The following is an 18433-nucleotide window of genomic DNA, read 5'->3' as shown; positions in this document are numbered from 1 at the left end:
CTTCTGACCGACCCTCTCACGACCGAATTTTGAACGAACAGGCGGGACGACCTTGGGCTCCTATATTCTCCGACGGCTGTTGCTGGTGATCCCGACCCTGTTCGGCATCATGCTGATCAATTTCGCCCTCACCAATGTGGTGCCGGGCGGCCCGCTGGATCAGATCGAGGCACGGCTGCAGGGATCGGGCGATTCCATTTCAGGGATCGCCGGGGCGGGCGGCGATGCCGGAACGGGTGACTCGGGCCAGTCGGGCTATACCGGCGCACAAGGCCTGTCGCCGGAATACCGGGCGCAGCTTGAGGAGCAATTCGGCTTTGCCCGCATCATCTGTGACGATGGCTTCACCGGCAGACGCGACATCCGCAACGAGGCCTGCCACAAAGAGATGATCCCGTTCTGGGAACGCTTTGGCATCATGATGTGGAACTATGCCCGCTTTGACTTTGGCGAGAGCTTTTTCCGCAAGATCTCGGTCGTGGATCTGATCATCGAGAAAATGCCGGTCTCGATCACGCTGGGCCTGTGGTCGACGCTGATCGCCTATCTGATCTCGATCCCGCTGGGCATCCGCAAGGCGGTAAAGGACGGATCCTCGTTCGACACCTGGTCTTCGGGCATCATCATCGCCGCCTATGCGATCCCGGGCTTTCTGTTTGCGATCCTGCTGATGGTGCTGTTTGCCGGGGGCACCTACTGGCAATGGTTCCCGCTGCGGGGGCTGACATCGGACAATTGGGACAGCCTGTCCTGGATCGGCAAAGTCGGCGATTATCTCTGGCATATCACCCTGCCGGTGACGGCGCAGCTGATCGCCAGCTTTGCCACGCTGACGCTTCTGACCAAGAACAGCTTCCTTGACGAGATCCGCAAGCAATATGTCATGACCGCCCGCGCCAAGGGCCTGTCAGAACGCCGCGTGCTTTACGGCCATGTTTTCCGCAATGCGATGCTGATCGTGATTGCGGGCTTCCCGGCCTTGTTCCTCGGGGTTTTCTTCGGCTCGTCGCTGATCATCGAGATGATCTTCACGCTGGACGGTCTGGGGCTGCTTTTATACCGTGCCACGATTGAACGCGACTTTGCGGTGATGTTCGGCACGCTGTTTGCCTTTGGCCTGATCGGGCTGGTCGTGGGGATTATCTCGGATCTGATGTATGTGCTCGTCGATCCCCGTATTGATTTCTCTAAGAGGGCGGGCTGATGGCACTTTCGCCGCTGAACCAGCGCCGCTGGCGCAATTTCAAAGCCAACCGGCGCGCCTATTGGTCGCTGATCCTGTTTGGCGTGCTCTATCTGCTGACCCTTGGCGCCGAGCTGATCGCCAATGACCGGCCGCTGCTGGTACGCTACCAGGGCAGCTGGCATACGCCCTTTCTCAGCTTTTACCCCGAAACCCGTTTTGGCGGTGTCCTGCGCACCGAGGCGACCTGGCGCGCGCCCGAAGTGCAATGCCTGATCATGACCGGCGGCAATGCCGAATGCGAGAATGACACCGCCGCCGTCATGGCTGAACTGAACGAGAAGGGCACCGTTCTGGGTGAGCCGGTCCAGAAGGGCTGGATCCTCTGGGCGCCGATCCCCTATCGCTACAGCACCATTGTCGATACCGGCGGGCGCGCACCGGCTGCCCCTTCGGCGCGGAACCTGCTGGGCACCGATGAGGCCAGCCGCGACGTGCTGGCCCGCGTGATCTATGGCTTCCGCCTTTCCGTCACCTTCGCGCTGATCGTCACCGTGCTGAACGGGGTCTTCGGCGTCGCGGCGGGGGCGGTACAGGGCTATTTCGGTGGCAAGACCGACCTGATCTTCCAGCGCGTGATCGAACTCTGGGGCTCGATCCCCTCGATCTATGTCATCATCATCCTGACCGCGATCTGGGCGAAGAGCTTCTGGCTGATGGTGTTTCTTCTGGTGCTGTTCGGCTGGACGGGGCTGGTGGGCGTGGTGCGGGCCGAATTCCTGCGCGCACGGAATTTCGAATATGTGCGGGCGGCACGCGCCCTCGGGGTGCCCGATCTTCAGATCATGTTCCGCCATATGCTGCCGAATGCGATGGTCGCCACCCTGACCATGCTGCCTTTCATGGTCACCGGCACTATCGGCACGCTTGCGATGCTCGACTACCTCGGCTTTGGCCTGCCCTTGTCGGCGCCCTCCCTTGGCCAGCTTTCGCGCCAGGCCCAGGCCAACCTGCAATCCCCGCATCTGGCCTTTGTCGCCTTCTTCACCTTTGCCATCATGCTGACGCTGCTGATCTTCATCTTTGAAGGTATCCGCGACGCATTCGACCCGAGGAAGACCTTCCGATGAGCCTGCTTGACGTAAAAGACCTGCGCGTCAGCTTTGCCCAGGACGGCCGCCGGATCGAAGCGGTGAAGGGCGTTTCCTTTTCCGTGGGCAAGGGCGAGACGGTGGCCCTGGTCGGCGAAAGCGGTTCCGGGAAATCGGTGACCGCGCTGTCGACCGTGCGGCTTCTGGCCGATAACGCCACGGTTTCGGGCACCATCTCCTGGCAGGGGCGCGACATCGCGAAACTCTCGGAGCCAGAGCTGCGCAGGATGCGGGGCGATGATATCAGCTTCATCTTCCAGGAGCCGATGACCTCATTGAATCCGCTCCATTCGATCGAGCGGCAGATCACCGAGAGCCTCGAACTCCACCAGGGCCTGCGCGGCGCCAAAGCGCGGGCGCGGGTGATCGAGCTTCTGACCAAGGTCGGCATCCGCGACCCGGAAAGCCGGCTGAATGCCTGGCCGCATCAGCTTTCGGGCGGGCAGCGCCAGCGGGTGATGATCGCGATGGCGCTGGCCAACGGGCCGGAGCTGCTGGTCGCGGATGAGCCGACCACCGCGCTGGATGTGACGATCCAGAAGCAGATCCTTGAATTGCTGGCGGAACTGAAAGCCTCGGAAGGCCTCAGCCTTTTGTTCATCACCCATGACCTGAACATCGTGCGCCGCATCGCAGACCGGGTCTGCGTGATGCAAAACGGGGTGATCGTCGAACAGGGGCAGGCGGCCGAGGTCTTTGGTAACCCCCAGCATCCCTATACGCAAAAACTGCTTGCCGCCGAGGCCGCCGGCAGCCCCGGGCCGGTGGCACCTGACGCCCCGGAAGTGGTGCGCTCGGAACATCTGAAAGTCTGGTTCCCGATCACAAAGGGCTTCCTTCAGCGCACGGTCGGGCATGTGAAGGCGGTGAACGACGCCAATGTCTCGGTCCGTGCGGGGGAAACGCTGGGAATCGTCGGCGAAAGCGGCTCGGGCAAGACCACGCTGGCGCTGGCGCTGATGCGGCTGATCGGTTCCGAAGGGCCGGTGCTGTTCATGGGCAAGGATATCTCGCGGCTGCGCGGTCAGGCTTTGCGCGATCTGCGCCGCGACATGCAGATCGTGTTCCAGGACCCGTTCGGCAGCCTCTCGCCCCGGATGACGGCGGAACAGATCATCGCCGAAGGCCTCGGTGTGCATGGCGTCGAACCGGGTCGCGACCCGCGCGATATGGTGACAGACATCATGCGCGAGGTCGGGCTCGACCCCGAGATGATGACCCGCTACCCGCATGAGTTTTCCGGCGGGCAGCGGCAGCGTATCGCCATTGCCCGCGCCATGATCCTGCGCCCGAAACTTGTGGTGCTGGACGAGCCGACCTCGGCGCTGGACATGACGGTGCAGGTGCAGATCGTCGAACTCCTGCGCGGGCTGCAACGGAAATGGGGGCTGGCCTATATCTTCATCAGCCATGACCTCCGGGTGATCCGCGCCATGTCGCATAAAGTCATGGTGATGCGGGCGGGCGATGTGGTCGAATCCGGCACGACCGAACAGGTATTCCGCCGCCCCGCCAGCGATTACACCCGTGCCCTGATGGAGGCCGCTTTCGGCGATCTGCGCCCTGTCAGCGCAGAAGAGGTTCCCGAAAGCGCTGCAGCAGGCCCCCCCGGGGATGATGCGTGAAGATCCTCTTTGTCCACCAGAATTTCCCCGGCCAGTTCCCGCATCTGGCGCCGGAACTGGTGCGGCGTGGACATGACTGCCGGGCCCTGACCGATCAGGAGAATGCCCGGCCCTCGCCGCTTAAGACCTGGCGCTACAAGTTCACACCCGACCCGGTCGACCCCCGCGCCACGCGTCTGGGGCGCAATTACACCACCCATTCCGACCGGGGCGTGGTGGCGGCCCGCGCCGCAATGACCATCCGCGACCGCGAGGGGTTCTCGCCCGATCTGATCATCGGCCATTCCGGCTGGGGCGAGACGCTGTTTCTGAAAGATATCTGGCCCGACGCGAAACTGCTGGTCTATTCGGAATTCTACTATCGCGGTGCTGGTCAGGATGTGGGCTTTGACCCCGAGTTTTCGCCCGGCGGCTTTGACCAGGTGATGATCGCCCAGGGCCGCGCCGCGCATCTGGGCCAGGCGCTGATCCATGCGGATCGCGGGCTCGCGCCGACCGAATGGCAGGCCTCGACGCTGCCCGCCGCGCTGCGCCCGATGGTGGATGTGATCTTTGACGGCGTCGATACCGACATCGTCCGCCCCGATCCGGGCGCGCATTTCACCACCCCCTCGGGCCAGGTCTTGCGGGCCGGAGACGAGGTGCTGACCTTCGTGAACCGCAACCTCGAACCTTATCGCGGCTATCACATCTTCATGCGGATGCTGCCGCACCTGATGCGCGAACGCCCCAATGCCCAGGTGGTGATCGTGGGCGGTGATGAGGTGAGCTATGGCGCCCCGCCGAAGACTGCGAAGGGCTGGAAGGATATCATCCTTGATGAGGTGAAAGACCGGCTTGATCTGTCCCGCGTGCATTTCACCGGCAAGCTGCCCTATGCCGATTATCTGCGGCTGATGCAGGTCAGCCGGGCGCACGCCTATCTGACCTATCCTTTCGTGCTGTCCTGGTCGATGGTCGAGGCAATGGCGGCAGGCGCACTGGTCGTGGGATCACGTACCGCGCCGGTCGAAGAGATGATCCGCCATGGCGAGACCGGGCTTCTGGTGGATTTCTTCGACCAGAAAGCCTGGGCGCGGCAGCTTGCCGAATGCCTGGCCGAACCCGCGCGGTTTGACGAGATCCGTGCCCGCGCCCGTGCGGAGGTGGTCACGAAATACGATCTGAAGCGGGTCTGTCTGCCGGCCCAGGTCGCACTGGTCGAAAGCCTCGTGCAGGGCGTGTAACGGTCCGGGGCGTCGAAAGGATCAGACCGCCGCCGAATGCTGCGCCTTCGCGCTGTCATAGGCGTCAAACATCCGCGCGATCATCCGCGTCAGCGGCCGGCCCCGGGGCGGAATGATCAGATCGGCACCGTCGCGCCGGACCATATCGCCGAACCGCGCGCTTACTGTGTCAAACAGCGCCGCAAGCCCTGCCGGGCTGGCGCCGTAATCACGGATAAGCTCGGCGCCCGAGACGCGGAAATCACACATCAGCGCCTCGATGATACGGCCCCGCATCAGGTCTTCGCCCTGGAAGGCATGGCCTTTGGCAACCGAAAACCGCCCCTCGCGGATCGCTTTCGTATAGGCGGCCGTGGCGGGGGCGTTCTGCGCATAGCCCTGGGGAAAGCGCGAGATCGACGAGGCCCCCAGCCCCACCAGCACCCCGGCCTGATCATCGGTATAGCCCTGGAAATTCCGGCGCAGACGCCCCTCTTTCCAGGTCTTCGCCAGCCCGTCCGAGGGCAGCGCGAAATGGTCGATGCCGATCTCGTCATAGCCATCGGCGGCGAACAGCGCCCGGGCGGTGTCGAACAAAGCCAGCCGTTCCTGCGGTGTCGGCAGGCTTTCCGAAGGGATCAGCTGCTGGCGCCGGCTCATCCAGGGGACATGGGCATAGCCGTAAAGCGCCACCCGGTCCGGCCCCAACGAGAGCAGCTTTTGCACCGAATCAGCGATGCGGGCGCGGTCCTGATGCGGCAGCCCGTAAAGGATATCGGCATTCAGGCTGGTGATGCCACGGGCGCGCAGCCCATCGGAAATGCGCTTTGTAAGCGCGTAACTCTGGTCGCGGCCGATCGCTTTCTGGATCTCGGGATCGAAATCCTGCACCCCGATCGAGGCCCGGGTCATGCCCGCTTGCGCCAGCGCATCAAGGCGCGCCTCATCGGCCTCATTGGGATCGATCTCGACCGAGAATTCGCCGCCCGGTGCCATCGGCGCGACCGAGAAGATCGCATCCGTCAGGCGCAGGATCTCGTCCGGCGGCAGCAAGGTGGGCGTGCCCCCACCCCAGTGCAGCCTTGAAAGGGTAACGTTATCAGGCAGATGTTGCGCCAGCAGCGCGATCTCGTCGCGCAGTGTCCGGGCATAGGCGATGACCGGGTCTTCGGATTGCGTGCCCTGGGTGCGGCAGGCGCAAAACCAGCACAACCTCCGACAGAAAGGCACGTGAAGATAAAGCGATATTCTCGACCCGGCCGGGATCTGCGTCAGCCAGGAGGTAAACTCAGGCGCCCCGATTCCGTCCCGAAACTGCGGCGCGGTCGGGTATGAAGTATAGCGGGGCACCTTCGCGTCAAAAAGTCCCAGCCGTTCAAGTTGCTTATCTGGCGTCATGGCTCTACCCTAAAGAGGCGCAGGCTTTGCTTCCTTGACGCAGATCAATGATTTTGAATGAGGCACCTGGCGTGAATTTAACGCTGCACGACAAACAGGCTTTGCACATGGAATGCGGCGGGTGCCCGATCCGCCATCGTGCCGTTTGCGCCCGTTGTGACAGCGACGAGATGGATACGCTGGAGCAGCTGAAATATTACCGCAGCTTTCAGGCCGGCCAGACGGTGATCTGGTCGGGGGACCGGATGGATTTCGTGGCCTCGGTGGTCTCGGGCATCGCCACACTCACGCAGACAATGGAAGACGGGCGGCGCCAGATGGTGGGCCTTTTGCTGCCATCGGATTTCGTCGGGCGGCCGGGGCGGGCGACCGCAACCTATGACGTCACCGCGACGACCGATCTGGTAATGTGCTGTTTCCGCCGCAAACCCTTCGAGGACATGCTGGTGAAAACCCCGCATGTGGCGCAGCGCCTGCTGGAAATGACGCTGGACGAGCTGGATGCGGCGCGCGAATGGATGCTGCTTCTGGGCCGCAAGACCGCGCGCGAAAAGATCGCCTCGCTGCTGGCGATTGTGGCGCGGCGCGATGCGTCGCTGAAGGTGCATGAGACACTGGGCAAGGCCTCGGTCGAGCTGCCGCTGACCCGCGAAGAGATGGCGGATTACCTTGGCCTGACGCTGGAAACTGTCAGCCGCCAGATCTCGGCGCTGAAGCGCGACGGGGTGATCCGGCTGCATGGCAAGCGGCTGATCGAGATCCCGGATTATCGTCGCCTGCTGGAAGAGGCCGGCGACGATTCCGATGGCGGGATGCCCGCCTGACCCAGTTGCGTGAGACCGGGCGCTGACCCTGCCTGTGACCCCGGCCAGCCCACGCTCAGCCTGCGCTTTCCCGCCAGCGCTCTTCGATCATCTTCGCGAATTTGCCCATCTGCCCGTCCAGCTTGCGCTGCGTGCGGCCTTTGACCAGGCGCAGCGACTGGATCAGCAGCCGCGCCGCGATGGTCTTCGGGCGGGTCTCGGCAACCAGCAAAACCCGCGTGCGTTTCGGCGCAAGGCTCAGCAATTCCAGCCGCACCCCTCCCGCCACCGACGGGCTGTCGAGATCGAGGTCAAGCGCGTTGGGCGGGCTCAGTTCGGAAATGCGCAAGAGCACCTTGCGCGGCTTGCCTTTATAGGCAAAACGCAGTCGCCAGCCCATGCCGGCCCCCGGGCGTTTCTGATGGTCGATCCGCTCGACCTCTGCACCACGGCGCACGGCCATGCGTTCGAAATGATCGAAATCAATGACTTCCTGCCAGACAAAGTCCAGTGGTGCCTCAATATCCTGCTTCGCGCTGAATTTCATATGTCAGAACCTGACTGTCAGTGTTGTTATATGCCAGACCGCAGACCGCCACATCTGCGAGGCAAAACGGCGGGTGAAAACTGTACCGGCGCAACCTTGCCGGAGATACCACGACCTTAAACCCGGGCGCAGCGTTACGTCAGATATATCCTGTGTATCGTCAGATATTTCGCCGCGATTTTATTCCGGCTTTTACCACCGGATTTGCGACAATCCCCTTAATCCAGCCGGTCGGCAAGCCAGCTTTCGATAAGATAGCGCGCAATAGAGCCCTGGCGTGGCGGTCGCACCACCTCATGCGTGCCATTGACCACCCGCACCATATCTTCGCGGCTGACCCAGAGCGCGTGATCCAGCTCGACCGGGTCGAGAATGATCTCATCGCTGAGTGCCTGCGCCTGGCAGCCCAGCATCAGCGAGGCCGGGAAGGGCCAGGGCTGGCTGGCCAGGTAGCGCACCGCGCCGCAGATCACGCCGGTCTCTTCCTGAACTTCGCGGCGCACCGCAGCCTCGACGGTCTCGCCCGGTTCGACAAAGCCCGCAAGCGTCGAATACATGCCCTCGGGCCAGCCCGGGCTGCGGCCAAGCAGAAGGTTATTATCCCTGGTCACCAGCATGATCACCACAGGATCGGTGCGCGGGAAATGCATCGCCTTGCAGGACGGGCATTTGCGGTGCCAGCCGGCGCCGCCCGCCTCGGATTTCGCACCGCAAGCCGGGCAGAAGCCATGTGTGCGGTGCCATTCCAGCAGCGCCCGGGCGGTTGCGGCCATCTCGGCCTCGTCCGGGTCAAGCGCGGCCATGATCTGGCGCAGTTCGATGAATTGCCGCCCCGCCGGTGCCAGCGGATGCGGCTGTCGCCCGGCATCGAAAATCGTCTCGGTCGGAAGACCCTCTTCCGGCTTCCAGGATGAGACATCAGCGGCAAAGACGCCCTTTTCCCGCCAGAGACCCAGAAAAACCGGCGGCGGGGCATCGGCCAGCAACGGATCACCCGCAGACAGGAACCCCAATGTGGTGTCATCGGCCAGCGGCATCCCGCGCCAGAGCGGCAGGATCAGCCCGCCTGCAAGAAGCGCCGCCAGCGCCTCGGGGTCAGACCGCAGCTCATGGCCCCTGTCGCGCCCGGTGCCGCCGAAAGTCACGGAACTGGCCTGTTGCATCACTTGCTCCACCGCATTAGCCTTCAGGGATCTTCAGGCGGTGATGACATGCCGGACAGGCGCCGAAAAGCCCCTTCGCCACACCCGGCGCAGAGTTTCCGGCAGGGGCTTGCAGCTGAGCCTCCGGCGTGACAACCTTCAGTTGTACATTAGAATGTGAATCGTGTTTCATCAAATATGACCGGAATGGTTGCACTCTCACCCCCTTCGAAGGCAAGGCAACGTGTCTTCAGAACCTGACAGGCTCTGGTCCGGAGGATTGGTCTTTGCCCGCGAAACGCCGCCTGACGGCTCGGGCCTGCTGAGGATTATCGCGACCAGCGATCTTCACGCGCAGTTGCTCTCTTATGACTATTTCGCAAATCGTCAGCTTCCCGGCACCGGCCTCGCACAGATCGCCTGTCTGATCGCCGAAGCGCGCCGTACTGCGCCCACCTCTCTCTTGCTCGACAACGGTGATTTTCTGCAGGGTGGTGCCCTGGCCGAGATCGGAACGATGCGGCGCGGCAGACGGCCGCATCCCGCGATCACCGCCTTCAACGCCCTCTCTTATGATGCTGTGGCGCTTGGCAATCATGAATTCGACTACGGGCTCGAAACGCTGAACCGCGCCATTGAGAGCGCCGCTTTTCCGGTGATTTCCTCCAATGTCCTGATCGAAAAGGCATCAACGCCGCTTGCAGACCGGCATTTCACCACGCCTGCAACATTGTTGACCCGCGAGATCTTACTTCCGGACGGAACGCGGCGCGCGGTCACTGTCGGGATTTTCGCCCTGACCCCGCCCGAGACGCTGCAATGGAATGCGCGCTGGATCCGGGACCGGCTCGAGATACGGCAGATGGAGGAGACCGCCCGCGCCTGGGTGCCAGAATTGCGGGCGCAGGGGGCGGATATCGTGATCTGCCTTGCCCATACCGGCATCGCGCAGCCGGTCGCAGGGGTGTCCGAAGACAATCAGGCGGTCGAGATTGCCGGGATCCCCGGGCTTGATGCGGTGATTGCGGGCCACAGCCACCTCACCTTTCCCGACCTGCGCAGCTATGCCGACCCAAGAGTGAACGGGATCAGCGGCCATATTTCCGGCAAGCCGGTGGTGCAGCCGGGGCATGAAGGGTCACATCTGGGGGTGATCGACCTCTGGCTGAGCCCGGTGAACGGCATCCCGAACCGCCGATGGGAGGTGACGCGCAGCCGGACGCACCTGATCGCCGGCCAGGAAAAGGTTGCCGGGATGCCCTCGCGCACCATCCGCGAGGCTTCGGCCCCTTTGCGGCTTGCGCTGGCCCAGGATCATTCCGCCGCGCTGTTCCGGATGCGGCAGCGCCTTGGGGCGGTCGCGATGCCGGTCTCGTCCTGGTTTGCCAGTGTCGCTGACGGCCAGGCGATGCGGCTCATCGGCGCTGCGCTCAGCGCGCATGCCCGCGCCCGTCTCGAAGGCGGTCCATGGAGCAAGCTGCCGATGGTGGCGCTGGTTTCGTCTTTCCGCTCTGGCGGGCGCGGCGGGCCGATGAACTATGTCGACATTCCGCAGGGAAATGTCTCGCTGCGCCATGTGTTCAGCCTTTATCCGTTTCCAAATACGCTGACCGCGCTCCTGACCACCGGAGCGGAGCTGGCCAGGCGGCTTGACCTTTCCTGCACCCTCTTCAACCAGATCATGCCAGGCAAACCTGACCAGATCCTGACCAATCCGGTGATTCCGGCCTTCAGCTACGCCGCGGCCATCGGCGCCGCCTATCAGATCGACCTCAGCCTGCCCCCTGCCCTGCCCGGGATCGCGCGCCCCTTTGGCAGCGGCCGCATCAGGGACCTCATGATCGACGGCCGGCCGCTTGGACCAGAGGATCCTGTGATCCTCGTCGTCAATAATTACATAACCGACGATCCCCGCCGCCCCGCCGGTGAGGTGGTCCTTGATGAGGGCCACAACTGTACCGGGATCATCGCAGATTATATCCGCGACCAGGAGCGGATCGTCTCAGATGATCGCCCCGGCTGGCGCTTCATGCCGATGCCGGGCACCTCGGTGTTTTTTGACAGTGGAACCGGCGCCGGCGAGCGGCTCGACTCCGCCGCCCTGCTGCGTCCCGAGCCAATCGGGCTGATGCCATCAGGCTTTTCGCGCTTTCGTCTGCATCTTTGATGGTGCAGGGTCCGGCCAGCGGATTCTATGGCTGAGGATGAATATGTTTGACGCGGTTTTCTTCGATCTCGACGGCACTCTGGTCGATACCGAGGCGCTGGCGCTACGCTCTAACATGCGGGTCTTTGCGGAGCATGGCCATCCGGTCGAAGCCGATTTCCTGCATGAGATGATCGGCAAGGACGAGCCCGCAATCACCGAATTGCTGCGTGAGACGATGCCGGGGCTCGACGCCAATCAGCTGCAGGCCGATCTGCACCGCGCCTTTTACGAAGATCTCGAAGCGGGCCTTGATCTGAAACCCGGCGCGCGCCAGCTCCTTGACGGGCTCGCGGTGCCTGCGGTGCTGGTGACTTCGTCGGGGCGCCCGGGCGCGCTGCGCAAGCTGGAGCTGACCGGCATTCATGCGGCCTTTGCCGGGGTGATCACGCTGGACGAGGTGACGCGGCCGAAGCCCGATCCGCAACCCTATCTGATGGCGGCCCAGATGCTGGATCTCGACCCGTCGCGCTGCCTGGTCTTCGAGGACAGCGAGACCGGCGCTGAGGCCGGCCACCGCGCCGGCTGCACCGTGGTGCAGGTGAAAGACGTCGTCAGCCCGACAGGCCGCTGGGCACATCACATCGCCGATGACCTGCTGGCGGGCGCCCGCCTTGCCGGTCTCGCCATCTGAGCCCCTCTTGCGTCAGCCTTTCAGGCCGCTTATATCGGACTTGAGAGGTTGGCGCGGGTGAACGCCTCGCCAACCCGGTCAGGTCCGGAAGGAAGCAGCCGTAACGAGATCCGTTTGGGTCGTTGTCCAGCCTCTCACCTTTCCAACATCTATCGCGTTGAAAAATAACGACGCCGTTGGTTTTCAATCACGTCTGCTACAAGTGATGCTACAAGTGATGCTACAAGTCCTGCTACAAACGGGACCTGGAGAGTGCATGAAATACGTCCAGCATGATCGGGGCAAGTGGAAGGTCCGCATCACAGTTCCGGAGGAGCTGAGGGCGATCTTAGGCAAGCGTGAGCTGGTCGAAAGCGACCTCCCTTCGGACGCGAAATCGTGTGAGAAGCTCGCGCATGGAATCATCAACCGATTCTTCGCGCAAATAGACGAGGCGCGAGACGCGTTAGAGGCACGACAGAAATTTCCCTCTGTCTTACTGTCGGCAGCTGCAAAGTCGCACTATGCTGCACGCTGGCATCGGATGCTGTAATAACCTCTGACGCTTTTTCGTCGATGATCTGATGGGCCGGGAGAGGTTCATTGTCCCAGTCTGCCCACTCACCGATACGCTGCTCAGCATCCTTACGGAGGCGCTTGACACTGTCCCGCGTCCAGGGGCGACTCCATCCGGACAGAATTTTGCGCCGGTTCAGCAGGTCAGCCAAAGCCTGGTGAGAAAGCGCGCGATAGGCTTCGTCTTCAAGAAGGATACGAGCAATGGTGTCGCTAATGCCGTCAGACCGCTGCGCTCGTGCAAGCGCAGATGCTTTGTTCGCAGCCGCTCGATCCCCCTTAGAGCCAAGGGTCGCGCCGCTTTTCCTTTTAGCATCCAGCGCCTTGGTCGTGCCTTCACGCGTTGCTCGCGCAACATCCGCACCGTCCTGGATCGCCACCAACAGCTCCACCTCAGTCAGAATACGCGCGTGTCGCACCGAATAGACCGGAACAGTCATCGTGCGCAGCCATCGCTTGGCGACTTCCGCATTTCGAAACAGCCTCGTCGGCTCCGGCACCATCAGACAAGCATTTTCGCGAGCGGCCCACTTGGCAGCCTCGCCGAGGGACGGCCTGCGCTCCAGACTGTGGGGACCCACCGCAGAGCTAGTGTCCTCATAGATCGCGATCAATCTGATACCGCGCTCAACGCACTGCCTGCGGATTTTCTCTGCTTGTGCCGCAAGGGCATGATCTTCTTCATTCTGCTTCGCGGTTGATACCCTGATGTATCCAATAGCACTGGCTGGTGAAGTCATGGTCGTTAACGGTCTCTAGGGGTGAACAAATGCATACGGTCCCGCATGCACCTCAATTTCCGCAAACAATACGAAATCGGAACATTTATAGCAAGACACTGTTTTTGCGTCTCTATTGCTGGAAGCTGCTGACAAAATCCCGTCATCGCTCACTGACCGCCAGTGCACGCGGTTCAGACATAGCCAAGTGCCCATCCACGCTCCCGTGAAGCGCGAGCACTCAAAAGGCTCAGTTGGTCTGCAGTTGTCCCATGTCACGCTGAGCTACTCCCCGATGCTTGGACAGTTTTCGAGGATGTTTAAGCTACTGCCTGTGCCTGCCGGTCGGTTTCGATGCTGTTGAAGTAGACCACGGCGGGGGGCAACCCGCCATGGGCAGTGTGTGGCCGCCGATGGTTATAGAAGCTGACCCAGGATCCGATTGCGGCCTTTGCCTGAGACCCGGTCTCCCAGGCATGCAGATAGACGCATTCGTATTTCAGGGACCGCCACAGGCGCTCGATGAAGACATTGTCGATGCACCGCCCCTTGCCGTCCATCGAGATGCGGGTTCCGACGCGTTTCAGCCGATCTGTCCAAGCGAAGGACGTGAACTGGCTGCCTTGGTCAGTGTTCATGATTGTGGGCGCGCCGAACCGGTGGATGGCCTCGTTCAACGCCTCGACGCAGAAGTCCGCTTCCAGGGTGTTCGATATGCGCCAGGCCAGAACTTTGCGCGTGAACCAGTCCATGATGGCGACCAGATACAGAAACCCCCGCCGCATCGGGAGATAGGTAATGTCGGCGCACCAGACCTGACCGGGGCGATCGACCCGCAGCCCGCCCAGCAGGTAGGGATAGGTCTTGTGGCCCTTTCTCGGCTTGCTGGTGTTGGGCTTCTGGTAAATCGGCATCAAACGCATGAGCCGCATCAGCCGCCGGATGCGCTTCTGGTTCACGCCGTGCCCCTCGTTTTGCAGATGCCAGGTCATCTGCCGGACGCCGTAGAAGGGCGTATCCATGAACTGCCGGTCGATCAGCTGCATCAGGCCGAGGTTCTGATCAGTCTCTCCAGCCGGCTCGTGGCAGAACGACGAGCGCGAGATCGATAGCAGGCGGCACTGCGCCCCGATCGACAGTGCAGGGTGGTCCCGTTCGATCATCCCACGCCTCACTTTCCGCTCCACGGCTTGAGCTTTCGTGACAAAAAATCGTTGGCGACAGCCAGCTCCCCGATCTTGGCGTGCAATGACCGGACCGTCTCTTCATCCACCTCCGTCGCGGGCTTCTTGCCGCCGCGCTCGAAGATGTCCGCAGCCCCGTCGAGCAGCGATTTCTTCCATTGATGGATCATCGTCGGATGCACGCCGTATTCGGCCGCCAACTCCGACACAGTGCGCTCGCCCTTGATGGCCTCAAGTGCCACGCGCGCCTTGAAGCCCGCGTCATGGTTCCTGCGTTTTCGCATGCCTGATCTCCTCGTCCGTGGAGACCAGCAAACGTCAGATCGTAGCTTCCGTCACTGTCCGATTTCCAGGGAGTAGCTCAAACACAGGCAGAAATCGCCAGCGAGGCAGGCTTCGCAAACGCCAACATGATGACATTCCTCAAGAATGGCCGTAACAAAGTGCCTCTCGATCGCGTTCCCTCGCTCGCGAAAGCGCTGGAGGTCGATCCGGCCTATCTGATGCGGTTGGCACTTGACCAAGCAGTTGGCACCACTGCGGCCAAGGCGATCACTGAAATCTTCGGCACTCCAGCGACCGAAAACGAGCGCGGCTGGCTGTCCGAAATCCGCTGTGCGTCCGACAATGGTGATCCACGTATCACGTCACGGTCGCGTGCCTCCGTCCGGGGGATCTTCGGAAAATGACCCGGAACCTGTTCATGACCCCGACTGCCCCTTCCGGGCTGTGGGAGCAGTTGACCGAGAACGAGAGGGCGTGGGTCGAGTTCGTTCGTGTTATCAGCGGGGGTAGAGATCCCCGTGTCACGCCCGCACGGGTGCAGGCACTGCGGGAGATGCTCGACGCGGGATGAGGCGTCAGGCAAGGCAAGGTCAGCCGTTCCTGTTCCCCGAATTGCTATGGTTCTTAGCGGCGTCTCGGATAAGGTTGATGGACTGTTGTCGCGTGACTACAATTCAAAACGCTGCGCCTGCTACAAAGCGGGAATTTTTCGCACCGTAAGCCATTGAAAAATAATAAGTGATCCGGCGCACTGAGAAGTCCAGCCTCTGACCTTTTCCCCTTATCGGTTGCTGACGCGAAATAACGCCCTTGCAAACAAGGGCTTACTGATACTTCCGGGTCGGGGGCGCCTGCCGGAACAGGATCAGGGATGGCGACACTCGGCAAATGCTCGGTATGAGCCGGTATTTGCTGCCAGCGCCGCGAGATGCGTCACCGGCTTATACTGGCCAGCAGTCCATTCGCCCCAGCCGGTCGGGAGCTTGTCAAATGCAGGCCGGATGCACCCCGCGCGAAGCCAGCGCCTTGCAGATATGTAAGCCGATAAAGCCCGCGCCCTCAGACATTGTAGTAGTCACGATACCAGGCGACGAAAGCCGCCACCCCTTCGGTTACGCGGGTTTTCGGCTGATAACCGGTCAGGCTTTTCAACAAATTCGCATCGGCCCAGGTCGCAGGTACGTCACCGGCCTGCATCGGCATCAGATTGCGGAGCGCCTTGCGCCCGGTGGCGGCCTCGATGGCTGCGATGAAATCATCCAGCTCGACGGCCTCGGAATTGCCGATATTCACCACACGCCAGGGCGCCACCGGCGAGAGACTGTCGCCTTCGGGCACCTGGCCATTTTCCGGCGTCGCCGGGGCCGCATCGATCAACAGGCGGATGCCTTCGACCAGATCGTCGATATAGGTAAAGTCGCGCTTCATCTCGCCATTGTTATAGACGTCGATGGGCTCGCCTCTGAGAATTCTCGCGGTGAATTTGATCGGCGCCATATCCGGACGCCCCCAGGGTCCGTAAACCGTGAAAAAGCGGAACATCGTCACCGGCAGGCCAAAGAGATGCGCATAGCTGTGCGCCATGCCCTCTGTGGCCTTTTTCGTCGCCGCATAGAACGACATCTGGTGATCGGCGCGGTCGGTTTCCGCATAGGGCATCTTCGTATTGGCGCCATAGGCCGAAGAGGTCGAGGCCAGCAGCATATGCTGCGGTGGGAAGGCGCGGGCGGCCTCGAGGATCTCGAAAGTGCCGACAATATTGCTTTCCAGATAGGCGCGCGGATTGTCGATGGAATAGCGCACCCCGGCCTGGGCGGCGAGATGGATCACCACATCGGGGCGATGGGTGTCGAACAGCTGCATCATAAGACCCGGCGTTTCGACCGAATCGTTCACGACCTGAAAGCCCGGATCCTGGCTCAGCATCGCCTGGCGGCGCTGTTTCAGTGTCACGTCATAATAATCGGACATATTGTCGAGCCCGATCACCTGGAACCCATCCGCCAGCAGGCGCCGGCAGAGGTGATAGCCGATAAAGCCCGAAGATCCCGTCACCAGCGCTTTGCGTGTCTCAGCCATAAATCACCTTTATCCGATCAGTTCCTGCCTCAGCGATGTCAGCCCGCGATCCATTAAAATCCGTGCTGAGACTGCATCTTCCGCCTCAGTGTAGAGCCTGAATTCGGGCGCATTGCCAGAGGGGCGCAGGTGCAGAATGGCGCCGGTCGCCAGGGAGATCCGCAACCCGTCGGTCAGATCGACAGCGCTTTCCTCCTGGCCAAGCCCGGCGAGAAAGGCCGCCCGCGCGCCCTGATCCCCGATCAGCCGCGCGAGAAAGGGGCCCGAGCGCTCTGGCGCGATCTCTTGCAGCCGGTCCGACAGGGTCACGACCGGTGGCTCACCCGCCACAAGGGTCGAGACCTTGCCGCCCTGCGCCGCGATCAGCACCATCAGGATAGGCAGAAGGAAATCGCGGGTCGGCAGCGCCCTGATCACGCCGCCGGCCAGCGCCGCGTCAAAGCCCAGCAGGAAGCCGCCATTCGCTTCATATCCCACCACGCGCCCACCCGCGGCCTCCATCGCCGCGATCACGAAAGGCGAGCCGATCTTCGTGCGCCGGACCGAGGCAAACCCCTTCCGCATCACACCCGAATTCGAGGAAACCGGCGTCACCACCGTATCCGCCCCCAGCGCCGTCGCCGCGATCTGGCCGAGGATATCGCCGGGCACGATGCGCCCGGTCTCATCTGCCAAAAGCGGGCGGTCGGAATCGCCATCGGTGGAAATCAGGGCATCAAGGCTGTTCTCTGCCACCCAGATCGCGATCCGGCGCGCAACATCGGGGTCAACGGCTTCGGTATCGACCGGGATGAAGCTGTCGGAATGGCCAAACTCAATCGCCTCGGCGCCAAGTCCGCGCAGCGTTGAAAGCATCGCCTCGCGTCCGACCGCCGAATGGCTGTAAACGCCGATCCTCCGCCCTTGCAGCGCATCAGGGCCGAAGACCGACACATAGCGGTGAATAAAGGCAGTATTGCCCCCGGTCTCCTGCAGCCGGCGGCCGTCATGGGCGGCATTACCCGGATCGCGGCCAAGGGCCCCAAGGATAGCGGTCTCATCTTCTTTGGTGATCTCGCCCGCAGGAGTGTAGAATTTCAGCCCATTGCGATCGGCGGGGATATGGCTGCCGGTCACCATCACCGCCGCCGCTCCGGCCCGACGCGCGAGATTGGCCAGCGCCGGCGTCGGGAGTGCGCCACAGGCGGTGACATCAACGCCCTCCTTCAGCGCGGTCTCGATCACCACACGCGCAATGCCAGGGCTTGAGGGCCGCAGATCTTCGCCGACAAACAGCCCACCGCCCGGGCCGCCTTCCCTGGGGCAGGCTGCGAGAAAGGCACGGGTGTAATCCGCAACCAATGCGTCAGTCAGTTCAGTCACGAGGCCGCGCAGGCCGCTGGTGCCAAATTTCGGAGCCATAGCTTCGCCTCCCGTCAGGATCGTCCTGAGTTTCCAGTCGCTTTCGGCTTAGGCCATAATCTGCAAATATATGCATCACAACCTTCGCGGTCGCGAGGAGGCAGTGGGCGGGCCGGAAAATCCTGTCCCGCCGACTCTTCCGGCGGATGGGCAAAATCGCAAAACGATCCGGAAAAGCAACCACTTGCAGATCATAAACACTTGCAGTTGGCGGGTCGCCACCCCATCTGGTGATGGTGACCTCGCGGCCATAGTGCCGCGAAAATCCTGCCGCAGAAAAGAGATTTTCATCGGAATGTCTCATGAAACTGCGATC

The 18433-nt window shown here is 62.1% G+C and carries 14 protein-coding genes, 1 other RNA gene and 1 pseudogene; 9 read left to right on the top strand and 7 right to left on the bottom strand.

All coding sequences use genetic code 11. The features are described 5' to 3' along the window. The first annotated feature begins 52 nt into the window (after positions 1–52). From BLW25_RS15635 to BLW25_RS15620, 4 genes are read left to right on the top strand one after another with little or no spacing between them, the layout of a single operon-like run. Entirely contained in the window at positions 53–1204 is a 1152-nt protein-coding gene (locus tag BLW25_RS15635; protein ID WP_092900702.1) for a microcin C ABC transporter permease YejB, read from the top strand. Further along, on the top strand, positions 1204–2313 hold the full coding sequence (locus BLW25_RS15630) for an ABC transporter permease (protein ID WP_092900699.1): 1110 nt from the start codon (positions 1204–1206) through the stop codon (positions 2311–2313). Before BLW25_RS15635 ends, BLW25_RS15630 begins: the two co-directional genes overlap by 1 nt. After that, positions 2310–3959 (top strand): ABC transporter ATP-binding protein, encoded by a 1650-nt coding sequence (locus BLW25_RS15625; RefSeq protein ID WP_092900696.1) that lies wholly within the window; start codon positions 2310–2312, stop codon positions 3957–3959. The genes BLW25_RS15630 and BLW25_RS15625 overlap by 4 nt, the downstream gene beginning before the upstream one ends. After that, positions 3956–5185, top strand: a complete 1230-nt coding sequence (locus tag BLW25_RS15620) for a glycosyltransferase (RefSeq protein WP_092900693.1) — start codon at positions 3956–3958, stop codon at positions 5183–5185. The genes BLW25_RS15625 and BLW25_RS15620 overlap by 4 nt, the downstream gene beginning before the upstream one ends. 21 nt (positions 5186–5206) lie before the next feature. Here BLW25_RS15620 and hemN read toward each other — a convergent pair whose 3' ends face one another. Next, on the bottom strand, positions 5207–6562 hold the full coding sequence (gene hemN, locus BLW25_RS15615; RefSeq protein WP_092900690.1) for an oxygen-independent coproporphyrinogen III oxidase: 1356 nt from the start codon (positions 6560–6562) through the stop codon (positions 5207–5209). An 83-nt stretch (positions 6563–6645) separates the two neighbouring features. Between hemN and fnrL the strand changes: the two genes are divergently transcribed. Next, complete coding sequence (gene fnrL, locus BLW25_RS15610) at positions 6646–7386, top strand: transcriptional regulator FnrL (protein WP_394328449.1); 741 nt, start codon at positions 6646–6648, stop codon at positions 7384–7386. Positions 7387–7441: 55 nt separating this feature from the next. Here the strand turns inward: fnrL and BLW25_RS15605 are convergent, their stop codons facing one another. Then, a complete protein-coding gene (locus tag BLW25_RS15605; protein WP_092900685.1) occupies positions 7442–7912 on the bottom strand; it encodes an SRPBCC family protein in 471 nt (156 codons plus the stop codon). Between the two features lie 218 nt (positions 7913–8130). Then, complete coding sequence (nudC, locus tag BLW25_RS15600; protein WP_092900682.1) at positions 8131–9075, bottom strand: NAD(+) diphosphatase; 945 nt, start codon at positions 9073–9075, stop codon at positions 8131–8133. A 223-nt stretch (positions 9076–9298) separates the two neighbouring features. On the opposite strand from nudC, the gene BLW25_RS15595 reads away from it, so the two are divergent. The 3 genes from BLW25_RS15595 (at position 9299) to ffs (ending at position 12034) form a co-directional block, all read left to right on the top strand. After that, positions 9299–11221 (top strand): metallophosphoesterase, encoded by a 1923-nt coding sequence (locus tag BLW25_RS15595; RefSeq protein ID WP_171909582.1) that lies wholly within the window; start codon positions 9299–9301, stop codon positions 11219–11221. 43 nt (positions 11222–11264) lie between these two features. Further along, on the top strand, positions 11265–11894 hold the full coding sequence (locus BLW25_RS15590) for an HAD family hydrolase (protein ID WP_171909581.1): 630 nt from the start codon (positions 11265–11267) through the stop codon (positions 11892–11894). 41 nt (positions 11895–11935) lie between these two features. Continuing rightward, positions 11936–12034: signal recognition particle sRNA small type (gene ffs, locus BLW25_RS15585), an RNA gene on the top strand. Between the two features lie 264 nt (positions 12035–12298). On the opposite strand, the gene BLW25_RS15580 is transcribed toward ffs, so the two are convergent. Together BLW25_RS15580 and BLW25_RS15575 are read right to left on the bottom strand one after the other, a co-directional pair. After that, complete coding sequence (locus tag BLW25_RS15580) at positions 12299–13189, bottom strand: recombinase family protein (RefSeq protein ID WP_092900673.1); 891 nt, start codon at positions 13187–13189, stop codon at positions 12299–12301. Between the two features lie 299 nt (positions 13190–13488). Next, a pseudogene (locus BLW25_RS15575) lies at positions 13489–14636 on the bottom strand (IS3 family transposase). Between the two features lie 126 nt (positions 14637–14762). Here BLW25_RS15575 and BLW25_RS15570 point away from each other — a divergent pair. After that, positions 14763–15041: a hypothetical protein gene (locus BLW25_RS15570; protein ID WP_092900670.1), complete on the top strand. Its 279-nt coding sequence runs from the start codon at positions 14763–14765 to the stop codon at positions 15039–15041. Between the two features lie 655 nt (positions 15042–15696). On the opposite strand, the gene BLW25_RS15565 is transcribed toward BLW25_RS15570, so the two are convergent. After that, a complete protein-coding gene (locus BLW25_RS15565) occupies positions 15697–16716 on the bottom strand; it encodes an SDR family NAD(P)-dependent oxidoreductase (RefSeq protein ID WP_092900667.1) in 1020 nt (339 codons plus the stop codon). 9 nt (positions 16717–16725) lie between these two features. Then, a complete protein-coding gene (locus BLW25_RS15560) occupies positions 16726–18117 on the bottom strand; it encodes a phosphomannomutase (protein ID WP_092900664.1) in 1392 nt (463 codons plus the stop codon). Between the last annotated feature and the right edge of the window lie 316 nt (positions 18118–18433).

The organism is Rhodobacter sp. 24-YEA-8 (assembly GCF_900105075.1).
Taxonomy (GTDB): domain Bacteria; phylum Pseudomonadota; class Alphaproteobacteria; order Rhodobacterales; family Rhodobacteraceae; genus Pseudogemmobacter.
Note: the sequence above shows the minus strand (reverse complement) of the source record. Positions and strands in the feature narration are given on the sequence as shown.